Here is a 23860-nt window from a genome sequence, read left to right as displayed (position 1 = left end):
GACCTGCCCCAGGACGTGCTGGGCGCGCTGCGGCGCTCCGTGGCGCTGGCCGACCGGCTGGTGGTGCCCACCGCGGCGCTGGCCGAAGCCTTCACAGGCCTGCATCCCGACACCCGGGTGCTGCCCACCCGCCTGCCGCCCGTCTGGTGGCGCGGGCTGGGCGGACAGCGCCGCGCAGGCCGGCGCCCACGCATCGGCTGGGCAGGCAAGGCCGTCCACGCAGAGGATCTGGCGCAGATCGCCGAGGTGGTGCAGACGCTGGCCGGCGAGGTGGAATGGGTGTTCCTGGGCGCCTGCCCCGCGCCGCTGCGGCCCTTCGTGCACGAGCTGCACGACGCCGTCTCCATCGACCAGTACCCGCGCAAGCTCTCCGGCCTGAACCTCGACCTGGCCGTGGCGCCTTTGGCGCCGGGCTTGTTCAATGAATGCAAGGGCAACCAGCGCCTGCTGGAATACGGCGCCTGCGGCGTTCCCGTGGTGTGCAGCGACCTGGCGCCCTACCGGGGCACGCTGCCGGTCACGCGGGTGTCCAATCGCTTCGACGACTGGATGGAGGCCATCCGCGCCCACACCAGCGACCTGGACGCCAGCGCCCGCCTGGGCGACCGCCTGCGCGATGCCGTGCTGGCGGACTGGATGCTGGAAGGGCGGGCGCTCTCGGAATGGGTGGACGCCTGGACTCCCTCATGAAAACAGGCCCTAGCGCTTATCCATCAAGCGCAAGAAGCTATCCTTATGATAGTAAATCACCCCTGAAAAGGCGCGCTTTGCCGGCGCTGATCGTTCCTTAGGCGTTTGAAAGACTCTGACACAATCCGCGCACCATGTTCGTCATCCTCGGCTACATCATCACCTTCGGCTGCGTCTTCGGCGTGTTCGTGGCGCACGGCGGCAACATCCATGTGCTGCTGGAGGCGCTGCCGTTCGAGATGATCACCATCGGCGGCGCGGCGCTGGGCTCGTTCATCGTCACCAACCAGCCCAAGGTGCTCAAGGCCACGATGGCGGCGCTGCCGCAGGTGCTCAAGGGCAACAAGTACACCAAGGCGCGCTACATGGAGCTGATGGCCATGCTCTACGAGATTCTGCAGAAGGCGCGCAAGGAAGGGCTGATGGCCATCGAGAAGGACGTGGACGCGCCCCAGGAATCGGAGATCTTCAAGAAATTCCCCGCCGTGGGCAGCGACCACCACGTGATCGAGTTCACCACGGACTACCTGCGCATGATGGTTTCGGGCAACCTCAACGCCCACGAGATCGAGGCGCTGATGGACAACGAGATCGAGACCCACCACCAGGAGGCGCACGCGCCCGTGGCGGCGCTCGCCCGGCTGGCCGGCGCGCTGCCGGCCTTCGGCATCGTGGCGGCCGTGCTGGGCGTGGTGAACACCATGGGCTCGGTGGGGCAGCCGCCGGCGGTGCTGGGCGGCATGATCGCGTCGGCGCTGGTGGGCACGTTCCTGGGCATCCTGCTGGCCTACGGCGCGGTGGAGCCGCTGGCCGGCCTGCTGGAGCAGAAGGCCGAGGACGCCGCCAAGGAATACCAGTGCATCAAGTCCACCCTGCTGGCGAGCATGCAGGGCTACAACCCGGCCACGGCCATCGAGTTCGGCCGCAAGGTGCTGTTCTCGGGCGACCGGCCGGGCTTCGCCGAGTTGGAAGCCCACGTGAAGGGCAAGAAGTAAATGGCGGAGAAGAAGCTCCAGCCGATCATCATCAAGCGCGGCAAGAAGCGCCCCCACGCCGCGCACGGCGGCGCCTGGAAGATCGCCTACGCCGACTTCGTGACGGCCATGATGGCCTTCTTCCTGCTGATGTGGCTGCTGGGCTCCACCGCCAAGGGCGAACTGCAAGGCATCGCCTCGTACTTCGCCTCGCCACTGAAGGTGGCGATGCAGGGCGGCGACGGCGCGGGCAACAGCTCCAGCATCATTCCGGGCGGAGGCAACGACCTGTCGAAGGTGCACGGCCAGGTGCGGCGTTCCGACGCCGACGCGTCGACCAGCATGCGCACGAGCATCGAGAACGCGCGCGCCGAGCGCGCCCGGCAGGACGCGCAACGCATCAAGGCGCTGCAGGCCAAGATCGACGCGATGATCACCGAGAACACGCGCCTGAACGAGTTCCGCTCGCAGATCCGGCTGGACCTGACGCCCGACGGCCTGCAGATCCAGATCGTGGACGACCAGAACCGGCCCATGTTCGACAGCGGCAGCGCCCTGGTCAAGCCCTACATGCGCGACATCCTGCGCGAGATCGGCGCGGCACTGGGCGGCGTGGAAAACCGCATCAGCCTGGCCGGCCACACCGATGCCGTGCCCTACGGCAACGGTGACCGGGGCTACAGCAACTGGGAGCTGTCGGCCGACCGCGCCAACGCCTCGCGCCGCGAGTTGGTCTCCGCCGGCATGCCGGACGCCAAGCTCGGCCGCGTGGTGGGCCTGGCGGCCAGCGATCTGCTGGAGCCGGACAATCCGCGCGCCGCGGTGAACCGGCGCATTACCATCACCGTACTCACGCACGAGGCCGAGGAGCGGCTCATAGGCAAGCGCAATGTTGCATTCCCCTTGCCTCCGCCCTCAGCCGAAAAGCAGGACAATCCCGCATCCGCAGCCCCCCAGTAACACCTTGTCACGTTGCCGGGGGCCCATGACAATAGCCCCGTAATTTCGACCGAAAGGGTCCCTTGTGTCTTCCGCCCTTCGTTTTCTGATCGTTGACGACTTTTCCACCATGCGGCGCATCGTCCGCAACCTGCTCAAGGAAAGCGGCTTCGCCGATGCCGACGAGGCCGAGGACGGCGTGGCCGCGCTGAACAAGCTGCGCAACGGCCGCTTCGACTTCGTGGTCACCGACATCAACATGCCGAACATGAACGGCTTCCAGCTGCTCAGCGAGATCAAGAAGGACGACAAGCTCAAGCACCTGCCCGTGCTCATGGTGACGGCCGAGGCGCGCAAGGAAGACATCGTGATGGCCGCCCAGAACGGCGCGGCCGGCTACATCGTCAAGCCCTTCACCAAGGCCACGCTCGAAGAGAAGGTGACCCTGATCCTCAAGAAAATGGGGCTGTGACCATGGAGGCAGCGGATTCCCCCGCGCCGCCCGCCAATGCGGACGACGTTCACCTGAAGATCGGCCAGCTCACACGCCAGCTCCACAGCGCGCTGACCGAGCTGGGCTATGCGGACCAGCTGCGCGGCACCATGGGCGAGCTGCCGGACGCGCAAAGCCGGCTGTCCTACATCGCCCGGCTGACGGGCGAGGCGGCCGAGAAGGTGCTCAGCCGCGTGGAGCAGGCCAAGGCCCAGCACGACTACATCGCCAGCGAGACGCGCCGCGTGGTCACCTCGCTCGTGGCCGACCCGGTGGCGGCCGTGGCCAAGGGCGAGATCTACAACTTCCTCACCGACGTGGAGCGCGTGACCAAGGAGGCCGACACGCACCTCACCGAGATCATGATGGCGCAGGACTTCCACGACCTGACCGGCCAGGTGATCGCGCGCGTGGTGAACCTGGCCTCCACGATCGAGCAGCAGCTCGTGCAGTTGCTGATCCAGACCGCTCCGCCCCACACGGCGCCCCCGGCCGCGCCCGAGCCGCGCCGCGAGCACCTGCAGGGTCCGGTGGTGAACCCCGAGGCCACGGCCGACGTCGTGACCAGCCAGTCGCAGGTGGACGACCTGCTGGCCAGCCTGGGTTTCTAGTGGAATTGACCTCCAGCGCTTATCCAGAAAGCGCTGGCAGCTATTCAAACAATAGCATCCGCTGCCAGCCGAATAGAGGGGCCACCACCCCTTTATTCGGGCTTTAGCTTTCCCCCCGCTCCCGACAATGGCGTGACCCGCAAGTCACGCCACCATGAGCTCGAGCCAAGACAAGAACCTCCCCGCCACCGCGCGCAAGCTCCAGAAGGCGCGCGATGACGGCCAGACCGCCCGCTCGCGGGACTTGTCGCACCTGGCCATCCTGGGCGTGGGCGCGGTGGCCCTGCTGGTGCTGGCGCCCTCCCTGATCGACTACCTGGAGCGCGGTCTGCGCCAGAACCTGGTATTCGACGCCGCCACCGTGCGTGCCCCGGGCCACATGCTGGAACGCCTCAAGGCCCTGGCGACGGTCGGCGTGCTCGCCAGCGCCGCGTTCGCCTCCCTGACCGCCGGCGCCGCCCTGATCGGTGCCTTGGGCGCGGGCGGCTGGGTCTTCAGCCTCAAGCCCATCTCGCCGCAGTTCAACCGGCTCAACCCGATCCAGGGCGTGGCCAACCTGTTTTCCAAGCAGCAGCTCACCAACGTGGCCAAGATGGTGCTGATGACGGCGGTGCTCACCTTCGTCGCCTGGAAGTTCATGGGCCACAGCACCGAGAAGATGGCCCTGCTGGTGCTGCAGCCCTCGCCGCTGTCGCTGCGCCACGCAGGCGAGTGGGTCGTCTCGGGCGTGAGCCTGCTGCTGCTCGTGGTGTTCCTGTTCGCGCTGGTGGACGTGCCGCTGCAGTCCGTCCTCTTCAAGTCGCGCCTGAAGATGTCGCACGAGGAAGTGAAGAACGAGCACAAGGAGGCCGACGGCAACCCCCAGATCAAGAGCAAGATCCGCCAGAAGCAGCGCGAGATCGCCGACCGCGCCAGCATCGCCGCCGTGCCCAAGGCCGACTTCGTGGTGATGAACCCCACCCACTACGCCGTGGCGCTGCGCTACGACGAGGCCGCCATGGGCGCACCGCAGGTCGTCTCCAAGGGCACGGACCTGCTGGCCTTCCGCATCCGCGAGGTGGCGCAGCAGCACGGCGTGCCGGTGCTGCAGTCGCCCATGCTGGCGCGGGCGCTGTACGCCCACGCCGAGCTGGAGCAGCCCATCCCCGCCCAGCTCTACACCGCCGTGGCGCAGGTGCTGGCCTACGTCTACCGCCTCAAGGCCGCGCTGCGCGGCGCAGGCCCCATGCCCGGCACGCAGCCCGACCCGCAGGTGCCGCCCGAACTCGATCCGCACTCGCCCCAGGCGCAACGCGCCCGCCGAGGTAACGCATGACCCCGTCGATGAACTCCGTCCGGCAATGGGCCGGCGACAACCGCTCGGCCCTGCAGGGCCTGTCGGCCCCGCTGCTCGTGGTGGCCATCCTGGCGCTGATGGTGCTGCCCATCCCGCCGTGGATGCTCGACACCTTCTTCACGCTCAACATCGCCGTGGCGCTGATGGTGATGATGGTGGCGGCCTACATGGTCAAGCCGCTCGACTTCGCGGCCTTCCCCTCGGTGCTGCTGCTGACCACGCTGATGCGCCTGTCGCTCAACGTGGCCTCGACCCGCGTGGTGCTGCTCGAAGGCCACACCGGCCCGGGCGCGGCGGGCGCGGTGATCGAGGCCTTCGGCCACTTCCTGATCGGCGGCAACTTCGCCGTGGGCCTGATCGTGTTCGCCATCCTCGTGGTGATCAACTTCGTGGTGGTGACCAAGGGCGCCGAGCGCATCGCCGAGGTCTCGGCCCGCTTCACGCTGGACGCCATGCCCGGCAAGCAGATGGCGGTGGACGCCGACCTGAATGCCGGCCTGATCGACGACAAGGAGGCCAAGCGCCGCCGCGCCGAGGTGCAGGAGGAGGCCAATTTCTTCGGCTCCATGGACGGCGCGAGCAAGTTCGTGCGCGGCGACGCCATCGCCGGCATCCTGATCCTGGTCATCAACATCATCGGCGGCTTCGCCATCGGCATGCTGCAGCACGGCCTGTCGGCCAGCGACGCGGCCAACAGCTACATCCTGCTGGCGGTAGGCGACGCGCTGGTGGCGCAGATCCCGGGCCTGCTGATCTCCGTGGCCGCGGCCATGGTCATCTCGCGCGTGGGCAAGGAAGAGGACATGGGCCGCCAGATCGTGCAGCAGCTCTTCATGTCGCCGCGCGTGCTGGGCGTGACGGCGGGCATCCTGATCCTGCTGGGCCTCATTCCCGGCATGCCGCACGCCGTGTTCCTGGTCATGGGCAGCGGCATCGGCTACGGCGCCTGGGTGCTGATGCAGCGCCAGAACCGGCCCCCGCCCGTGGAGGAAGCCCCCGGGCCCGTCGCCGACGGCGAAGCGAGCTGGGACGATCTGCAGCCTGTGGACCTGCTGGGCCTAGAACTGGGCTACCGCCTGATCGCGCTGGTGGACAAGAACCGCCAGGGCGACCTGCTCACGCGCATCAAGGGCGTGCGCCGCAAGTTCGCGCAGGAGGTGGGCTTCCTGCCGCCAGCCGTGCACGTGCGCGACAACCTCGAACTCAAGCCCAGCGCCTACCGCATCACGCTGCGCGGCGTGGTGGTGGGCGAGGGCGAGGCCTTCCCCGGCATGTTCCTGGCCATCAACCCCGGCGGCATCAGCACGCCGCTGATCGGCACGCCCACGACCGACCCGGCCTTCGGCCTGCCCGCGCACTGGATCGACGCCGCGCAGAAGGAAGCCGCGCAAATGGCGGGCTTTACCGTCGTTGATCCGGAAACCGTGATGGCGACCCATTTGTCACACTTGATGCAAGTACAGGCCTCCAAGCTCCTGAGCCGCACCGAGACGCAGCAACTCGTGGAGCACGTGGCCCGCCTGGCTCCCAAGTTGATCGAAGAAGTCGTGCCCAAGATGGTCTCCATCACCACATTCCAGAAGGTGCTGCAGCTGCTGCTGGAGGAGTCCGTCCACATCCGCGACATCCGCACCATCATCGAAACGCTGGCCGAGCACGCCGGCAGCACGCAGGATCCGGTGGAGCTGGCGCGGCGCGTGCGCATCGCCCTCTCGCCCGCCATCGTGCAGCAGATCTACGGCCCCACGCGCGAGCTGAGCGTGATCGCCATCGAACCCGGCCTGGAGCGCCTCCTGATGCAGGCCCTGGGCAATGCCGGCGGTCCGGCGCTGGACCCCGGCGTGGCCGACCTGCTCACCCACAAGGCCGCCGAAGTCGCCATGAAGCAGGAGGAGCTGGGCATGCCCGCCTGCCTGCTCGTGCCCGACCAGATCCGCGGCGCCATCGCGCGCCTGGTGCGCCGCGTGGCGCCCCGCCTGCAGGTGCTCGCGCACAGCGAGATCCCTGAAACCCACACCATCCGCATCGGCCCGATCCTCAAAGGTGCAACGTCATGAACATCAAACGCTTCCACGCTCCCACGTCGCGGGAGGCCCTGGCCAAGGCGCGCATGGCTTTTGGTGAAGGCACGCTCATCCTGTCCAACCGCCCCACGGCCGGCGGCGTCGAGGTGGTGGCCACGGCGGAGGAAACCCTGTCCACGCTGGAGCCGGCCGCCGCCCCGCCGGTTGCGCTCGCCGGCAGCCGCCTGCAGGAGCGCGCCGACGACCTGGCCGCCAGCCCGGTGCGCCTGCAGCAGGCCCGCGCGGAACCGCGCGCCGATACAGCCCGCACCGCCGTCGCCAAGGACACCGAGCAGCTCGCCATGAGCACCCTGTCGTTCCAGGACTATGTGCGCGAGCGCATGCTGCGCCGCCGCCATGAGGCGCTGAACGGCGACGCACCTGCCCTGCCGCTGCCCGAGCGCGCCACCGAGCGCGTGCCCCTGCGCCCCTCCACACTGCCCGCCAGCGCGCCCGTGGCGCGCCACAACCCGCTGCGCCCCATGCACGCCGACCTGGGCGCCGAGCAGCTCACGCCCGCAGCACCGCGCCGCCCGGCGCCGGCCGCCGCCGCGCCCACGCTGGCCGCGGGCACCAGCCAGCAGAACCTGATGAAGGAACTGCAGGCCATGAAGGACCTGATCGAGGACCGCTTCAACACCCTGGCCTGGCTCGGCCAGGCACGGCAGAACCCGATCCAGTCCAACCTGATGCTCAAGCTCATCCGCGCGGGATATTCGCCCGCGCTGGCGCGCGCCGTGCTGGAACACCTGCCCGAGCACCTGCCCGCACCGGACGCCGTACGCTGGCTCATGGAAGTGCTGGAACGCAACCTCAAGACCGACGCGCACGCGCTGCCGCTGTACGAGGAAGGCGGCATCTACGCCATGGTGGGCGCCACCGGCGTGGGCAAGACCACCACCACCGCCAAGCTGGCCGCGCTGTGCGCGCGCGTGCACGGCCCGCAGAGCGTGGGCCTGATCACGCTGGACACCTACCGCGTGGGCGCCCACGAGCAATTGCGCTCCTACGGCCGCATGCTGGGCGTGGTGGCTCACCTGGCCCATGACCGCGCGGCGCTGCAGGACCTGCTGGGGCTGCTGTCGTCCAAGAAGATGGTGCTCATCGACACCACGGGCATCGCACCGCGCGATCCGCGCAAGCGCGACCTGCTCGACGTGCTCGACCTGCCCGGCGTGAACCGCCTGCTGGTGCTCAATGCCAGCGCCCACGGCGACACGCTGGACGACGTGCTCACCGGCTTCAAGACCACGGGCTCGCAGCAGGCCATCCTGTCCAAGGTGGACGAAGCCGTGAAGCTCGGCCCCGCCATCGACGCGCTGATCCGCCACCAGATGGTGCTGCGCGGCGTGACCAATGGCCAGCGCGTGCCCGAGGACTGGGAAGCCGCCGATGCGCACAAGCTCGTGGGCACCTCCATGCGCACCAGCGTGAAATCGGCTTTCGACCCCAAGGCGGCGGAGCTCAACTTCTTCTTCTCGCCCGCTACCGCCACCGCGGACGAGCAGGGGCTGGCCGATGTTGCTTGACACCGGATTCCACCAGGGCGCCGGCCTGCACGGCTACACGCCGCAGCGCGACCTGCGCCTGCTGCCCGTGCTCAGCCATCCTGCCCCCTCCATCGCACTGGAAACCCTGTGGCAGGTGTGCTCCAGCCTGCAGCGCCTGGGCTACCCCGTGGTCGTGCTCGACGGCACCGCGCACGAAAGCGCCGGCGCGCCCGGCCTGCTGCACCTGCTGGCGTCCACGGCCGCCGCGGCGGCGCTGGATGCCAGTGCCACGTCCTCCTCGCTGCCCGTGGTGCCCGCCGCGCTGGGCCTGCAGCGGCTGGCGCAGCAGGAAGGCCTTGCACACGATGCGCTGCAGTGCCTGCTGCCGCTGTTCCGCGCCTACGCGGCAGTGGTGCTGTTCGCCCCGCCGGAGCTGGCCGCGCCCTTGCTGCGCGGCAGCGCCAGCGTTCCGCTGGTCCTCACCGGGCCCGGCGCGCAGGGCATGGTGCGCGGCTACCTGCAGCTCAAGCACATGGCGCTGCACGCGGGCGTGCGCTGCGCCGTGGCCTCCATCCAGCCCCCGGGCACCCCCGTGCGCGCACAGCAGACGCAGGAAGCCCTCGGCGCGCTACGGCGCAACGCAGAGCGTCTGCTGGGCATGCAGGTGCACACCACCACGGTCTGGGCCGCGCGGCCCCAGGACGTGCAGCGCCTGGCCTTGCAACTGCTGGAAAACGCATGCACGATTGACGCTACCATGCCAATGCTGCCCGCGCACAGCCTCGCCGCTTCCAGCGCACCCTTGATGGACCGGAGCCACTGACCCGATGTACACCGCGAAAGGCCAGCTCGACCGGGACGCGCTGTTCCACCAGCACGTGCCCTTGGTGCGGCGCATCGCCCACCACATGATCGCCAAGCTCCCGCCCAACGTGGAGCTGGACGACCTCATCCAGGTCGGCATGATCGGCCTGAACGACGCGCTCTCGCGCTACGAGGTCACGCAGGGCGTGCAGTTCGAGACCTTCGCCACCCAGCGCATCCGCGGCGCCATGCTCGACGAGCTGCGCGAGGGCGACTGGATGAGCCGGAGCTCGCGCAAGAGCCAGAAGGAGATCGAGCACGCACTGCACCGCCTGGAGCAAAAGCTCGGGCGCAGCCCGATCGAATCCGAGATCGCCGCGGAGCTGGGCATGAGCCTGGCGGACTACCAGTCCCTGCTCTCCAAGGTGCGGGGCACGCAGCTCGTGTACCTGGAGGACTTCCACCACGGCGACGATGACGACGAAGGCTTCCTCGACCGCCACGTGGCCGACGAGGGCGCCGACCCCATGTCCATGCTGCGCGACCAGCGCCTGAAGTCCTCGCTGGTCGCTGCCATCCAGGCCCTGCCCGAGCGCGAGCAGTACATCATGGGCATGTACTACGAGCACGACATGAACCTCAAGGAAATCGCCGCCGTGCTGGGCGTGACCGAGTCGCGCGTGTGCCAGCTGCACAGCCAGGCCATCGCGCGCCTGCGCACCAAGATGCGCGGGCATTAGACGGCATCCCCCTGAGCGGCTGCGCCGCTTCCCCCTTCTCTCGTAGCGCTGCGCGCTACGGGAAGGGGGACGACGCCGGCGGCCTGGCGGAGCCAGCTCCGCGGCGTCCGCTGGCATGGCCTGCTCCGCGGCCCTCGGAACAATGAGCCGAGGCTGAAATTTTGGCAAAATCGGCCTCTAGCGCGCTCCAGGCAAGCGCAAGCAGCTCTTTTTTCAATAGCAAATCAACCCGGTGCGCGGTAGATGCGCGCGCCCGGGGCGGCGGGGGCGCTGCCGGCTTTGCCGTAGGTCACGCCCTGCACGGGCGGCAGCAGCGACGCGGTCTGCCGCTCGGTGAGCGCCAGCACGCGCGCGAGCTGCTCGCGCAGCAGGCCCAGCCGGGTGCCGATGGCCTGGATGCGGGCGGCCGTGCCCTCGGGCCATGTGCCCTGCCCGCCGGAACGCTCCAGGGCCTGCGACAACGCAAAGGCCGCCTCGCGCAAGCGCTGGGCGGCCTCTTCCAGGGTCAGGGGATCGGTGGCCATCAGGGCAGTCTCCACGTCCTGGAGCTGCGCTTCGATGGCGGAGAGGGGAGTGTCGAGGGACATGGGGCGAGTCTATGGCCGTTCGCCCCGGCGTGCGCGGAAGTTCAGCCCCGGGAGCGCAGCAGGGTTTCGGAGGCGTTGGCCAGCAGCTTGTCGGCGACCGCCTCGGCGTCCACCTTGAACGTGCCCTTTTCGATGGCGGACTTGACGGCCTTGACCTTGCCGGCGTCGAAATCGGAGGCGCCACGCGCCACGTCCATGCTGCGCGCTGCCTGCGACAGGGTCACGGGCACGCCTGCGGCCGCCGTGCGCGGCGCGTCCTTGGCCGCGTCCTGGGCTGCGGGCGCAGGCGCCTTGGCCTGCTGCTTGGCAGCGGCCGCCTGCGTCAGCGCATTGGCAGTATCCGGGTTGTGTCCTATCTTCATCGCACTCTCCACCACCCCTGTCAGTGTGGGGCCAGTAGCCATGTTTTCGGCCGGTGCGCGGCGGACTTGAGGGTTTTGTTGGCTACAAGGCGGCCTCTACCGTCCCATCATCTGACACAATACCTGCGATCACCCGTCCATTCGCCATGCGGATGCGCACATTCTGGCCCACGGCACCAGCGCTCATGGCCTGGCCGGAAGATGTTACCGAATACCCCGGACCCTGCACCACGACCCGCACGGAAGTGCCGGCCCTGAAGACCTCGGGGGGGCGGACCATGTTCTGGCGCAGCGCCTGCCCGGCCACGAGGTGGCGCGCCGCCACCTGGCCCACCCAGGCCTGGGGATTGGCCACGACGGGGGCCGTCTCGGCCGCCCAGTCCACCTCGGCCTCCACCGCGTCCTGCTCGGTCAGCACCGCGCCGGAGGCCACGTTGCCCGCCAGCACCCAGGCGGGGCCGAAGGCCTTGACGGTGATGGGCAGGAACACGTTCCAGCGCGTGGCCCCGTCCATGCAGCGCAGGCCCAGGCGGGTGCGGCCCCACAGGCGCGCGCCAGTGGGCAGGTAGGGCTCGACATGGTTGCACGGCGCCAGGCGCAGGCGCGGGTCGAGGACGCCCACGCTGACCTCCATGCGCAGCGGCAGCGTGGCGGACTGGGCCTGCAGCACGTCGTTCAGCCAGCGCTGGCCGACAGAGCCCAGGTCTTCCTGGGCCAGTGCCGGGCCCGCGAGCGCCATGCAGCCCAGGGCCGCGGCCAGCGAACGGATGAAGGGGAAGGAAGGCATGGCGTTTCTCCAAAAGGCAGGCCCCGGGGGCACTTTTCCACACCGGCCACTGTAGGCCGCCGCCGCCGCCCGAAAGCACCGAACAGCCGCCCGATCACCGCGTTCTTCGCGCTTTAGAAAACCAGGGCAGATTCCACAATCGCTCCACCGAATCCCTTCACCGCCCGAGGCCCCCATGCTCGACAAGATGACCCAGCGACTGGACTTCCACGGCAACGCGCTGCTGCTGCGTTCCGAGCGCCAGCGCGCCATCGCGAGCAACATCGCCAACGCGGACACGCCAGGCTACGTGGCGCGCGACTTCAAGTTCGCCGACGCCATGCGCGCCGCCAGCGAGGCCCAGGCGCCCGGCGCGATGCGCCAGCAGAGCGTGAGCGACCCGCGCCATATCCCGCTGCCCGCCGCCGGTAGCGGCACGTCGGACAGTGCGCTGGGCTACAGCCTGCAGACCCAGCCCAGCCTGGACCGCAATACCGTGGACATGGACCGCGAGCGCGCCGCCTTCGTGGACAACGCCGTGCGCTACGAGGCCACGCTGCGCTTCATCAACGGCGGCGCCAAAACCATGCTGAGCGCCATCCAGGGCCAGTAAGCCGATAAGGAGCCAACGCCATGTCGATGTTCTCGATCTTCAACGTCTCGGGCAGCGCGATCAGCGCGCAGTCGCAGCGCCTGAACGTCGTGGCCAGCAACCTGGCCAACGTGGACGCCGTGGCCGGCCCCGACGGCCAGGCCTACAAGGCGCGCCAGGTGGTGTTCCAGACCACGCCCATGGGCGCGGACAGCTCGGCCGGGGTGCGCGTGTCGACCATCCAGGAAAGCGACGTGCCCGGCCGCCGCGTGCACGACCCGGCCAACCCCATGGCAGACGCCGAGGGCTACGTCACCCACTCCAACGTGAACGCGGTGGAGGAGATGGTCAACATGATCTCCGCCTCGCGCTCGTACCAGAACAACGTCGAGGTCATGAACACAGCCAAGACGCTGCTGCTCAAGACCCTGCAGATGGGCCAGTAACCGCCCGGAGACACCGCCATGTTCATGAGCCCCATCGATACCAGCACACTCGACGCCGGTGCCGCCACCACGTCCAAGACGGGCGACAACAACGATCCCGCCGCAATGCAGGACCGGTTCCTGAAGCTGCTCGTGGCACAGCTGACCAACCAGGATCCGATGAATCCTCTGGACAACGCCCAGATGACGACGCAGATGGCCCAGATCAACACGGTGACGGGCCTGCAAACGCTGAATCTGACCATGCAGACCATGGCCGAGCAATTCGCCACGATGCAGACACTGCAAGGCATCACCATGATCGGCCGTTCGGTGCTCTCGGAAGGCAATCAGATGAGCATGGAAGACGCCAAGGGCAAAGGCTACTTCGACCTCGCCAATGCCGCCACCAGCGTCAAGGTGGAAGTGGTCACGCCAGGCGGCGTGGTCGTGGACACCGTGGAACTGGGAGCGCTGGACAAGGGCCGCGGCGAATTCGAATGGGATGCCAGCAAATACACCGCAGGCAACGCCGCCGACCTGCGCTTCCGGGTCGTCGCATCGAACAAGGAAGGGGCGGTCACCGCCACGCCGCTGATGCAGTCGAAGGTGGTGGCCACCGGCACCAACGCCGGCGCATTGACCCTGACGCTGGAAAACGGAGAAACCGTCAACTACGCCAACATCCGCGGCGTGGTCTGACTCCACGCACCTCAATACGCACCAGGAGAAAACCATGGGTTTCCAACAGGGCCTCTCCGGCCTCAATGCATCGGCCAGGAACCTCGACGTGATCGGCCATAACATCGCCAATGCCAACACCACGGGGTTCAAGGCGTCGCGCTCCGAGTTCGCCGCCATGATCGCCGCATCCATCGGCGCTTCGGGGGGCAGCAGCGCCGGCATCGGCGTAGAAACGGCGGCGATCGCCCAGCAGTTCAGCCAGGGCAACATCAGCGTTACGGGCAACAGCCTGGACGTAGCGATCAATGGCAATGGCTTCTTCACGCTGCAGATGCCTGACGGCTCGCGCGCCTACACCCGGGCAGGCAATTTCAAGCTGGACGCGAACACGGGTGACATCATCACCAACGATGGGGCCCGCGTGCTGGGCTACCCCACCAATCCTCTGACGGGCCAGCGCACCTCCAGCACGGCAGGGCCGCTGACACTGCCCACCGGCGCGCCCATCCCAGCGAAGCAAACCACGGAAATCAATGCCGCCTTCAATCTGGACGCGCGCGCGCCGGATGCCGCGGGCGACCCGGCCGCCACTCCGCCCATCCCCGCCACACCGCGCTCCACCTATGGCACGTCGATCAATGTCTACGACAGCCAGGGCGTAGCCAAGCCTCTGAACCTGTATTTCGAGAAGAACGGTGCCAACACCTGGGACGTCTATACAGAGCTGGACGACCCCAGCGCCACGCCGCCCGTGGTCGCCACCCCCATCGGCCAGATCACCTTCGACAACAACGGCAACATCACCGGTCCCGCCGCGACGCCGCCAGCAACGGGGTTCACGATGGATCTGACCATCAGCCCCTCGCCACCCAATCCCAACGGCCTCCCCGACTTCCAGGTGGAACTGAAGCTGGACGGCATGACGCAGTTCGGCTCCAAGTTCGCGCCTTCCGAACTCACGCAGGACGGCTACAGCTCGGGGCAGCTCACCGGGATCAACATCGGCGACGACGGCCTGGTCCTTGCACGCTACTCCAATGGCGTGACGCGTGCCGAAGGGCAGATTGCGCTGGCGAGCTTCCGCAACAGCCAGGGCCTGGAGCCCGTGGGCGGCAACAACTGGGTGGAAACCAGCGCATCGGGCCAGCCGATGCTGGGCTCCCCCACCGACGGCAACTTCGGCAAGCTGCGCTCGGGCGCATTGGAAGATTCCAACGTGGACCTCACGGCCGAGCTCGTGAACATGATGACTGCACAGCGCGCCTACCAGGCCAATGCGCAGACCATCAAGACACAGGACCAAGTGATGTCCACCCTCGTCAACCTGCGCTGACGCTGCCTGACCTGGAGACCACGCCATGGACCGCATCATCTACACCTCCATGACCGGCGCCAGCGCCGCTGCGCACCGGCAGGCGGTGCTGTCCAACAACCTGGCGAACGTCTCCACCAATGGTTTCCGGGCGGAAATGTCCAACTTCCGCTCGGTGCCGCTGCAGGGCGACGGCTCCAGCACGCGCGTGTTCGCGCTGGAAGCCACCTCCGGTCATGTGGACACGCCCGGTCCCGTGCAGCGCACCGGCCGCCCGCTCGACGGCATGGCCCTGGGCAACGCCTGGTTCGCCGTGCAGGGCCTGGACGGCACCGAGGCCTATACGCGCAACGGAGCCTTCACCGTCACGGCCGAGGGCCAGCTCGTCACGCACAACGGCCTGACAGTGCTCTCCGACGGCGGCGGCCCCATCGAGGTGCCTCAGGGCGCCGAGGCCATGCTGGGCAGCGACGGCACCATCACTGCGCGCGTGCCCGGCCAGGTGCCGCAGGCCATCGGGCGCATCAAGCTCGCCACGCCCACGGCCGAAGACCCGCTGCAGCGCGGCAACGACGCGCTGTTCCGCACCGCCTCGGGCGAGCCTATGCCCAACGACGCCAATGCGCGCCTGGCCTCGGGTGCGCTGGAAGGCTCCAACGTGAATGCCGTCGAATGCATGGTGGGCATGATCGCCGCCGCGCGCCAGTTCGAGCAGCAGATGCGCCTGCTGCAAACCGCCGAGAACGACGACAAGGCCGCCGCCCGGCTGCTCAGCACCAACGGCTAAAGGAAGAACGCCATGATCAATTCCCTGTGGATCGCCAAGACCGGCATGACCGCCCAGCAGACGCAGCTGGACGTGATCTCCCACAACCTCGCCAACGTCTCCACCTCGGGCTTCAAGCGCAACAACGCCGTGTTCGAGGACCTGATCTATCAGAACCTGCGCCAGGTCGGCGCGCAGACCACCGAGCAGAACCAGCTTCCCACCGGTCTGCACCTGGGCCTGGGCGTGAACGTGGTGGCCACCAGCCGCAACTTCACGCAGGGTCCGCTGCAGCAGTCGGGCAACAGCCTGGACGTGGCCATCAACGGCAACGGCTTCTTCGAAATCCAGCTGCCCGACGGCACCATCGGCTACACGCGCGACGGCTCGTTCAAGCTCGACGCGCAGGGGCGCATGGTCACGTCCAGCGGCCTGCCAGTGGCCAACGGCATCACCGTGCCGCCCAACGCCACCAAGGTGAGCATCGGCGAGGACGGCGTCGTCAGCGCTACCGTGCCGGGCAACCCCCAGCCGCAGCAGATCGGCCAGCTCGCCATGTCCAGCTTCGTCAACAACGCCGGCCTGGAGCCCGTGGGGCAGAACATGTACAAGGAATCGGCCGCCTCGGGCCCGCCGCAGCAGGGCCAGCCGGGCACCAATGGGCTGGGCATCATGCGCCAGGGCTTCCTGGAGTCGTCCAACGTCAATGTGGTCGAGGAGCTGGTCACCATGATCCAGACCCAGCGCGCCTACGAGATGAACTCCAAGGCCATCCAGACCTCGGACCAGATGCTGGCCAAGCTGTCGCAGCTGTGAAAGATAGGAAGGACGCCATGATGCCCCCCGCCCTGCGCCTGCTCGCAGCCTCCGCCCTGGCCATGCTTGCCACGGGCTGCGCCACGCTCAATCCGCCGCCGCCCGTGGACCTGCTGCCCACCGCCCCCCGCCCGTGGCTGCCATGCCGCGCCCCACCGGGCCTGCCACCGGCAGCCTGTTCCATGCGGCAAGCTACCGCCCTGCATTCGAGGACCGGCGCGCCCGCATGGTGGGCGATATCGTCACCATCCAGATCGTGGAGCAGGTAACGGCCAAGCAGAACTCCAGCTCCAGCATCGACCGCAGCTCGGACACATCGGCCGGCATCTCCGCCTTCCCCTTCGTGGGTGCAGGCAAGCTGGGCAAGCTCAACCTGGGCGCATCCAGCAGCAACGCTTTTGCAGGGAAGGGCGGCACCGAAAGCAACAACACCTTCACCGGCTCCATCTCCACCACCGTTATCGAGGTCCTGCCCAACGGCCACCTGCTGGTGGCGGGAGAAAAGCAGATCGGCGTGAACGAGAACGTGGATGTGCTGCGCTTCTCCGGCACCGTGGACCCACGCGCGCTGCACCCGGGCAGCGTGATCGCCTCCACCCAGGTCGCCAACGCGCGACTGCAGTCGCGCGGGCGCGGTGCGCAGAGCGAGGCGCAGGCCATGGGCTGGCTGTCGCGGGCCTTCAATTCCGTCGCCCCGTTCTAGCCATCAAAAACCATAGCTTCCAGCGCTTTCCTGTCAAGCGCTGGAAGCGTTTTTCATTGAAATCCGTGTTCCGCGAATAGGCGGCTTTTCGGGCGGCTTTTCGGTAATTCGCCTGGCGCGTGGCAGCCCACAATCATTGCCATGACCACCTTTGCCCTGCTCCCTTCATCGGCTGCTCTGCGCACGCTGCGGCGGCTGGCGGCGTTCGGGGCGCTCGCGCTCGCTGCGGCGCTGCCGGCGCATGCGCTGCGCATCAAGGAAGTGGCCGCCGTGCAGGGCGTGCGCAGCAACCAGCTCACGGGCTACGGGCTCGTGGTGGGGCTGGACGGCACCGGCGACCAGACCACGCAGATGCCGATCACCACGCAGGCCATGCAGAACTACCTGCTGCAGATGGGCATCAGCCTGCCGCCGGGCACCACGGCGCCGCAGCTCAAGAACGTGGCCACGGTGATCGTGACCGCGCAGCTGCCCGCCTTCGCCCAGCCGGGCCAGATGATCGACGTGAGCGTGTCCTCCATGGGCAACGCCAAGTCGCTCAAGGGCGGCACGCTGATCGCCACGCCGCTGCGCGGCGCCGACGGCGAGATCTACGCCCTGGCCCAGGGCAACGTCGTCGTGGGTGGCGCCGGCGCGTCGGCCGGCGGCAGCAAGGTGCAGATCAACCACCTGAGCGCGGGCCGCGTGCCCGACGGCGCGCAGGTCGAGCGCTCCGTGCCCACGCCGCTGCACGACGGCGACACCATCAACCTGGGCCTGAACGCCTCCGACTTCCAGACCGCGCGCAAGGTGGCCAATGCCATCAACGGCCGCCTGGGCGGCGGCACGGCCACCGCGCTGGACGGGCGCACCGTGCAGGTGCGCGCGCCGCAGGACCCCGGCGCGCGCGTGAACTTCATCGCCGAACTGGAAGAGCTGCAGCTGCCCAACACCACGCCGGCCGCCAAGGTGGTGATCAACGCTCGCACCGGCTCCATCGTGCTCAACCAGGCGGTGACGCTGGGCCCCTGCGCCATCGCGCACGGCAACCTGGCCATCACCATCAGCAGCACGCCCGTCATCAGCCAGCCCGCGCCGCTGTCGCAGGGCCAGACCGTGGTGGCGCAAAAGAGCGACATCGAGGTCAAGCAGGACGGCGGCAAGGTGATCGAGATGCCCGCCTCGCCCCAATTGGCCGACGTGGTGCGCGCGCTCAACACCCTGGGCGCCACGCCGCAGGACCTGCTGGCCATCCTGCAGGCCATCAAGGCCGCAGGCGCGCTGAACGCGGAGCTGGAGGTGATCTGATGACCTTCGACCTGTCCACCAGCGGCACCGCGTCCGCGCGCTCGGCGATGAACCAGGCGCTGGCCGTGGACGGGCGCTCGCTCAACGCGCTCAAGCTGCAGGCCACGCAAGGCGATGCACAGGCCGCCAAGGACGCGACGAAGGAAGCCGCCAAGCAGCTCGAATCGCTGTTCATGCGCGAGCTGATCAAGAGCATGCGCGAGGCCACCATGAAGTCCGGCCTGCTCGACGGCGCCGAAGGCAACCTGGCCAACGACCTGTTCGACCAGCAGCTCTCGGTGCAGATGGCGGGCCTGCCGGGCGGGCTGTCCGAGGCCATCCAGCGCCAGCTCTCCCGCCAGCTCGGCGGCGACGGCGAGGCCACGCTGGTGCCCGGCTCCACGCTGAGCCTGGACGCCACGCTGCGCAAGCCGGCGCGCGCCGACAATGCGCAGGCGCCTTCACCCAAGGGCCGCGACAACTTCGTGCAGCACCACCGCAGCGCCGCCGAGCGCGTGGCGCGCGAGAGCGGCATTCCCGCCAGCTTCATGTTGGGCCAGGCCGGGCACGAAACGGGCTGGGGCAAGGGCGAGATCCGCAACAAGGACGGCAGCAATTCGTTCAACCTGTTCGGCATCAAGGCCGGCAAGGGCTGGACGGGCAAGGTGGCCGAGGTGACCACCACCGAATACATCAACGGCGCGGCGCGCAAGGTCACGGCCAAGTTCCGCGCCTACGGCTCCTATGAGGAATCGTTCAAGGACTACGCCCGCCTGATCACCGAAAGCCCGCGCTACGAAAAGGCGCGCGCCAAGACCCATTCGGCCCTGGCCTACGCCGCCGAGCTGCAGAAGGCCGGCTACGCCACCGACCCGCAGTACGCCGCCAAGCTCAGCCGCGCCATCCAGAGCACGCAGGCCGTGGCGCGCAACCCCGTCGTGGCCCAGGCGCCCGGCACCCAGGCCTGAAGCACTGAACCATGAGCCTCCTCAACGTCGGCGCTCGCGCCCTCCTCGCCAACCAGGTGGCCCTGCAGACCACGGGCCACAACATCGCCAACGTGAGCGTGGCCGGCTACTCGCGCCAGAGCGTGGTCATGGAGACCGTGCAGGGCCAGTTCACCGGCGGCGGCTACATCGGCAAGGGCGTGAACGTGGCCACCATCCTGCGCAACCACAACGAGCTGCTCACCCGCCAGGCCGCGGCGGCGCAGGCCATGCAGGCGGGCGACACGACGCGCGCCGAGCGCCTCACGCAGATGCAGGACGTGTTCAGCGGCGGCAGCAGCGGGCTGGGCGCGGCCATCACCGACATGATGAACTCGCTGGGCGACGTGATCGCCTCGCCCACCGACATCTCGGCGCGCACCGTCACGCTCACCCGCATGGACGAGATGGCCGCGCGCATGCGCTCGTCGGCCGAGCGGCTGCGCGACATCGAGCAATCGGTGACCGAGCAGCTCAAGACCGATGTGGACCACATCAACAGCATCGCCAAGAGCATTGCCGATGTGAACGAGCAGATCGCGCGCGTCAAAGGCAACGGCCAGAGCCCCAACGATCTGCTGGACAAGCGCGACCAGCTCATCCGCGAACTCAACCAGTACGTGCAGACCACGCAGATTCCCGCCGACGATGGCACCATGGGCATCTTCGTGGGTGGCAGCCAGGCGCTGGTGCTGGGCAGCACGGCCTCGTCGCTGTCGGTCAGCGAATCCGCGCAGTTTCCGGGCAGCCAGCAGATGGCGATCTACTTCAACCGCGCCGGAAGCGCTCCGGTGGAACTGAACGAGGGCATGCTCGGCGGCGGCGAGGTCTCGGGTCTGCTGCGCTTCGCCAACAACGATCTGGCGGAAGGCCGCAACCTGCTCGGCCGCATGGCCCAAGCCATCGCCATCACCATGAACTCCCAGCAGAACCTGGGCCTCACGCTCGACGGCACCATGGGCAAGGACCTGTTCTCCGTCCCCATGAGCGCCACAGGCTATTCCAGCGGAGCGGCGGCAGGAACAGTCACATTCACCGACGCCACGCGCTTCGCCGCCTCCGACTATGAGGTGCGCTTCACCACTCCGCCCGCAGGCCAGGTGGTGCGCCTGTCGGACGGCAAATCCACGGCATTCACGAGCCTGGCCGATCCGGCGCTGCAAGACATCGACGGCCTCTCGTTCAACCTCACGACGGCGGGTGCCACGGGTGAGCGCATACTGTTCAAGCCCTTCGCCAACGCAGCAGCCAACATGCAGATGCTGGTCTACTCGCCGCGCGACCTGGCGGCAGCCAATCCCATCAACGCGGCCATGGGCACGTCCAACACAGGCACGCTGCAACTGGCAAGCCTGAAAGCCACGGACAGCAGCTTCACCCCGCCCCCCATCCCGGGCGGCGTGACGCTGGCCTTCAATGCCGGCTCGCCGCCGACTTTCACCGTGTCCGGCTCGACCACGCCGCCATCGGGAACGACACTGCCCTACACCCCCGGCGAGCCCATCGAGATCGACGGCTGGTCCATCACCCTGCAGGGCACGCCCAAGAACGGCGACACGGTCACCATCGGCAACGCGCTGGACCCGCAGTACGGCGACATGTACACGCGCAACGCCGGCAACGCCACGGCACTCAAGGACCTGCGCGACGTGAAGATGTTCGACGAATCCACGATGGCCGATGGCTACGCCGGCCTCATGGCCCAGGTGGGCACACGCACACAGAGCGCCATGTACGCCGCCAAGCTCTCGGATTCCATCGCCAGCAACCTGGAAGCCGACCGCACGGCCGTCTCCGGCGTGAACCTGGACGAGGAAGCCGCCAAGCTGATCCAGTACCAGCAGGCCTACCAGGCTTCTGCCAAGATGCTGCAGATCGCGCAGACCATTTTCGACAACCTCATCTCCACGATGGGACGCTGACCATGACCAGCACCTTCTACCGCGTGAGCACGGCCAACATGTACGACAGCGCCGTGCGCAACCTGCAGACACGGCAATCGACGCTGTCGGGACTGCAGGAGAACATGACCTCGGGCAAGCGGGTGGTGCGCGCGAGCGACGATCCCGTGGCCGCCGCGCAGGCCGAGCGCGCGCTCACACGCATCAGCCGCATCCAGGCCGAGCAGCGCGCGCTGGACACGCAGCGCAACTCCGTCGCGCAGGCCGAAGCCACGCTGGGCGACGCCGTGGACCTGGTGCAGCAGATCCGCGGACTGGTGGTGGGCGCGGGCAATGGCTCCTTCAAGAGCCCCGAAGACCAGAAGATCCAGGCCAACCAGATCCAGAGCCTGCGCGACCAGCTCACCGAGGTCGTCAACCGCAAGGACACCAACGGCCAGCCGCTGCTGGGCGCGCTGGGCAGCGCGCTCAAGCCCTTCCTGGGGCCGCTGCTGTCCTCGCCCGACTACACCTTCAACGGCCTGCCCGGCCAGGCCGGCAGCACCGGCACCGACATCGCCAGCATCCTGGACGGCCATGCGGCCTTCATGTTCGACCCCGTGCGCGACGGCGTCTACCAGGCCGACATTGCGCCGCGCGGCGCGGGCAGCACGCTCACCACCAGCGCCGTGACCACCTCCAACCGCGAGCTGCTCGACGGTGCGAGCTACGCACTGCAGGTCGATTCCTTCACCGTGGACCCGGTCAACGGCACCACGGTAACCTATACGCTCACCAAGACCGACAGGAACGGCGTGGTCACCACCACCCCCGGCCTGTCCGCCGGCCCGGCGGTGAACGGCCAGCCCGTCCCCATCCAGATCCAGGAAGGCGGCCAGACGGTCATGGCCTTCGATCTCAAGGGCTCGCCCGCCGTGGGCGACACCGTAGGCCTCACGCCCAGCACCAGCCTCATGGGCACCATCGACAGCGCCATCCGCGGCATCGGCGAGTCGACGAACAAGACCGACGCCACGCAGGCCGTCGAACAGGCGCTCGCCAACATCGACGCGGGGCTCGAGCGCGTGCTGCAGGTGCGCAGCTACGCGGGCGAGCTGCTCAACCGCGCCGACCGCATCAGCGACGACCAGGGCCAGCGCTCCGTGCAGCTGGAGGCCGACCGCTCGCGCGCCGAGGACCTGGACATGCTCAAGGGCATCTCCGACTTCCAGAACGCCCACACGGGCTACCAGGCGGCCCTGCAGTCCTACGCGCAGGTGCAGCGGCTCTCGCTGTTCGATTTCATGCGTTGATGGCACTGACAGCGCTGCCGCTTCGTTGACAATCCCGCCATGGTCCAATCCGTTCTTGGCAGCCTCGTCCTGGGCTACCGCCCCCTCTGGAACGCCGCCCGCAGGCTGGCCGGCGTGCAGCTCTACGTGCAAAGCGAAGGCGCGGCGCTGGTGGATGCGCCGCACCTGCTGCGCACCCTGCAGGAGCTGTGGACGGCCAGCTCCCCGCCGCTGCTGCTGTCGCCGCGCTCGCAGGCGCTGCTGGGCGAGCTGCTGGAGCATGCGCCGCGCGGCACGCCCTGGATCGAAGTGCCCGGCGCCTGGCTGGCCGACCCCGGCCTGCGCGCCCGCGCGCAGCAGGCGCATGCGCGCGGGCTGCGCCTGGTCTGGAGCGGCGCGCTGGACCACCTGCCCGACACCGACACCGCGCGCCTGTTCGACAACAGCCTGCTGCACCTGTCCAGCACCGACGCGGTGCTGGCCCTGCAAGCCGCCCGCGCGGCCCAGGGCAGCCCGCTGATCGCGGGGCAGCTCTACGACAACGTGGCCAGCCGTGCGCTGCTGGCGCACTGCCTGGACGGCAGCGGCGCGCTCGCCGTGGCCGGCTGGCCGCTGGAGGACGTGCTGCACAGCCTGCGCCACCAGCCGCTGCAGCCGGCGCACGACGTGGTGTTCGCGCTCATGAAGGCCATCGACGAGGAGCAGTCCATCGACAGCTTCGAGCAGCACCTGGGCGAAGACCCGCTGCTGGCCTACCGTTTCCTGGTCTACACCAACTCCGCCGCGCTGGGCCTGCGCACGGGCGTGGATTCGCTGCGGCGCGGCCTGGTCATGATGGGCTACGGCTCGCTCTCGCGCTGGCTGTCGGACCAACTGCCCCATGCCGCCACCGAGCCCGACCTGCGCCCCATCCGCGAATCCATGGTGCTGCGCGCGCGCCTGACCGAGCGCCTCATGGACGCGGGCGTGGGCAAGGACCTGCGCCGCGAGGTCTACCTGAGCGGCCTGTTCTCCCAGCTCGACGAGCTGCTGCGCGAGCCGCTGGGCGCCATCCTGCGCCGCCTTCCGCTGTCCGAGCGCATCTACGACGCCGTGGTGCTGCGCACCGGCCCCTACGCGCCCAGCCTGGAGATGGCCTGCGCGCTGGAGAGCGACGACGCGGCCGCCATCCGCCAGCTCTGCGAGACGCACGAGCTGGGACTGGAGCACGTCAACCGCTCGCTGCTGCGCGTGCTGAGCGAGCTGGCAGTGGAACGGCCGCACTGATTTCCCAAGCCTTTTCG

23 protein-coding genes and 1 pseudogene are annotated in these 23860 nt (G+C 68.4%); 21 read left to right on the top strand and 3 right to left on the bottom strand.

What is annotated here, in order from left to right; all coding sequences use genetic code 11:
• Positions 1–824 precede the first annotated feature (824 nt).
• The 9 genes from motA (at position 825) to AAG689_RS24815 (ending at position 10140) form a co-directional block, all read left to right on the top strand.
• On the top strand, positions 825–1685 hold the full coding sequence (gene motA / locus AAG689_RS24855; protein ID WP_406624225.1) for a flagellar motor stator protein MotA: 861 nt from the start codon (positions 825–827) through the stop codon (positions 1683–1685).
• Entirely contained in the window at positions 1686–2624 is a 939-nt protein-coding gene (gene motB / locus AAG689_RS24850) for a flagellar motor protein MotB (protein ID WP_406624224.1), read from the top strand.
• Between the two features lie 64 nt (positions 2625–2688).
• Entirely contained in the window at positions 2689–3075 is a 387-nt protein-coding gene (gene cheY, locus AAG689_RS24845; RefSeq protein WP_024001779.1) for a chemotaxis response regulator CheY, read from the top strand.
• Between the two features lie 2 nt (positions 3076–3077).
• Complete coding sequence (locus tag AAG689_RS24840; protein ID WP_406626403.1) at positions 3078–3707, top strand: protein phosphatase CheZ; 630 nt, start codon at positions 3078–3080, stop codon at positions 3705–3707.
• Positions 3708–3861: 154 nt separating this feature from the next.
• On the top strand, positions 3862–5022 hold the full coding sequence (locus AAG689_RS24835; RefSeq protein ID WP_406624223.1) for a flagellar biosynthesis protein FlhB: 1161 nt from the start codon (positions 3862–3864) through the stop codon (positions 5020–5022).
• Entirely contained in the window at positions 5019–7100 is a 2082-nt protein-coding gene (gene flhA, locus AAG689_RS24830) for a flagellar biosynthesis protein FlhA (protein WP_406624222.1), read from the top strand. The genes AAG689_RS24835 and flhA overlap by 4 nt, the downstream gene beginning before the upstream one ends.
• Positions 7097–8635 (top strand): flagellar biosynthesis protein FlhF, encoded by a 1539-nt coding sequence (flhF, locus tag AAG689_RS24825; protein ID WP_020229435.1) that lies wholly within the window; start codon positions 7097–7099, stop codon positions 8633–8635. Before flhA ends, flhF begins: the two co-directional genes overlap by 4 nt.
• Entirely contained in the window at positions 8625–9419 is a 795-nt protein-coding gene (locus AAG689_RS24820) for a hypothetical protein (RefSeq protein WP_406624221.1), read from the top strand. Before flhF ends, AAG689_RS24820 begins: the two co-directional genes overlap by 11 nt.
• Before the next feature lie 4 nt (positions 9420–9423).
• Positions 9424–10140 (top strand): RNA polymerase sigma factor FliA, encoded by a 717-nt coding sequence (locus tag AAG689_RS24815; protein ID WP_020229433.1) that lies wholly within the window; start codon positions 9424–9426, stop codon positions 10138–10140.
• Positions 10141–10364: 224 nt separating this feature from the next.
• On the opposite strand, the gene AAG689_RS24810 is transcribed toward AAG689_RS24815, so the two are convergent.
• From AAG689_RS24810 to flgA, 3 genes are all read right to left on the bottom strand, one after another.
• Positions 10365–10727, bottom strand: coding sequence for a hypothetical protein (locus AAG689_RS24810; RefSeq protein ID WP_406624220.1), 363 nt, complete (start codon positions 10725–10727; stop codon positions 10365–10367).
• Positions 10728–10768: 41 nt separating this feature from the next.
• Complete coding sequence (gene flgM / locus AAG689_RS24805; RefSeq protein ID WP_020229431.1) at positions 10769–11089, bottom strand: flagellar biosynthesis anti-sigma factor FlgM; 321 nt, start codon at positions 11087–11089, stop codon at positions 10769–10771.
• 82 nt (positions 11090–11171) lie between these two features.
• Positions 11172–11876 (bottom strand): flagellar basal body P-ring formation chaperone FlgA, encoded by a 705-nt coding sequence (flgA, locus tag AAG689_RS24800; RefSeq protein WP_406624219.1) that lies wholly within the window; start codon positions 11874–11876, stop codon positions 11172–11174.
• Between the two features lie 175 nt (positions 11877–12051).
• Here flgA and flgB point away from each other — a divergent pair, with 175 nt between their 5' ends.
• From flgB to AAG689_RS24740, 12 genes and pseudogenes are all read left to right on the top strand, one after another.
• On the top strand, positions 12052–12468 hold the full coding sequence (gene flgB / locus AAG689_RS24795) for a flagellar basal body rod protein FlgB (protein WP_020229429.1): 417 nt from the start codon (positions 12052–12054) through the stop codon (positions 12466–12468).
• Positions 12469–12488: 20 nt separating this feature from the next.
• The gene (gene flgC, locus AAG689_RS24790) at positions 12489–12893 is read left to right on the top strand and encodes a flagellar basal body rod protein FlgC (RefSeq protein ID WP_020229428.1); all 405 of its coding nucleotides are present in this window, start codon (positions 12489–12491) and stop codon (positions 12891–12893) included.
• 18 nt (positions 12894–12911) lie between these two features.
• Positions 12912–13574 (top strand): flagellar hook assembly protein FlgD, encoded by a 663-nt coding sequence (locus AAG689_RS24785; RefSeq protein ID WP_020229427.1) that lies wholly within the window; start codon positions 12912–12914, stop codon positions 13572–13574.
• A gap of 34 nt (positions 13575–13608) precedes the next feature.
• Positions 13609–14889 carry a flagellar hook protein FlgE gene (flgE, locus tag AAG689_RS24780; protein ID WP_406624218.1) on the top strand — a complete coding sequence of 427 codons (1281 nt, stop codon included), beginning with the start codon at positions 13609–13611 and terminating at the stop codon, positions 14887–14889.
• Between the two features lie 25 nt (positions 14890–14914).
• Positions 14915–15655: a flagellar basal body rod protein FlgF gene (locus tag AAG689_RS24775; protein WP_406624217.1), complete on the top strand. Its 741-nt coding sequence runs from the start codon at positions 14915–14917 to the stop codon at positions 15653–15655.
• A gap of 12 nt (positions 15656–15667) precedes the next feature.
• The gene (gene flgG / locus AAG689_RS24770; protein WP_020229424.1) at positions 15668–16450 is read left to right on the top strand and encodes a flagellar basal-body rod protein FlgG; all 783 of its coding nucleotides are present in this window, start codon (positions 15668–15670) and stop codon (positions 16448–16450) included.
• Positions 16451–16467: 17 nt separating this feature from the next.
• A pseudogene (locus AAG689_RS24765) lies at positions 16468–17153 on the top strand (flagellar basal body L-ring protein FlgH).
• A 141-nt stretch (positions 17154–17294) separates the two neighbouring features.
• On the top strand, positions 17295–18440 hold the full coding sequence (locus tag AAG689_RS24760) for a flagellar basal body P-ring protein FlgI (RefSeq protein ID WP_406624216.1): 1146 nt from the start codon (positions 17295–17297) through the stop codon (positions 18438–18440).
• The gene (gene flgJ / locus AAG689_RS24755; RefSeq protein ID WP_406624215.1) at positions 18440–19387 is read left to right on the top strand and encodes a flagellar assembly peptidoglycan hydrolase FlgJ; all 948 of its coding nucleotides are present in this window, start codon (positions 18440–18442) and stop codon (positions 19385–19387) included. The genes AAG689_RS24760 and flgJ overlap by 1 nt, the downstream gene beginning before the upstream one ends.
• An 11-nt stretch (positions 19388–19398) precedes the next feature.
• Positions 19399–21327 carry a flagellar hook-associated protein FlgK gene (gene flgK / locus AAG689_RS24750; RefSeq protein ID WP_406624214.1) on the top strand — a complete coding sequence of 643 codons (1929 nt, stop codon included), beginning with the start codon at positions 19399–19401 and terminating at the stop codon, positions 21325–21327.
• Between the two features lie 2 nt (positions 21328–21329).
• A complete protein-coding gene (gene flgL / locus AAG689_RS24745; protein ID WP_406624213.1) occupies positions 21330–22598 on the top strand; it encodes a flagellar hook-associated protein FlgL in 1269 nt (422 codons plus the stop codon).
• A gap of 39 nt (positions 22599–22637) precedes the next feature.
• On the top strand, positions 22638–23843 hold the full coding sequence (locus AAG689_RS24740) for an HDOD domain-containing protein (protein ID WP_020229418.1): 1206 nt from the start codon (positions 22638–22640) through the stop codon (positions 23841–23843).
• Positions 23844–23860: the final 17 nt, after the last annotated feature.

The organism is Acidovorax sp. SDU_ACID1 (assembly GCF_045291395.1).
Taxonomy (GTDB): domain Bacteria; phylum Pseudomonadota; class Gammaproteobacteria; order Burkholderiales; family Burkholderiaceae_C; genus MR-S7.
The sequence above is the reverse complement of the archived record's forward strand: the minus strand, read 5'-3'. Positions and strand labels throughout refer to the sequence as shown.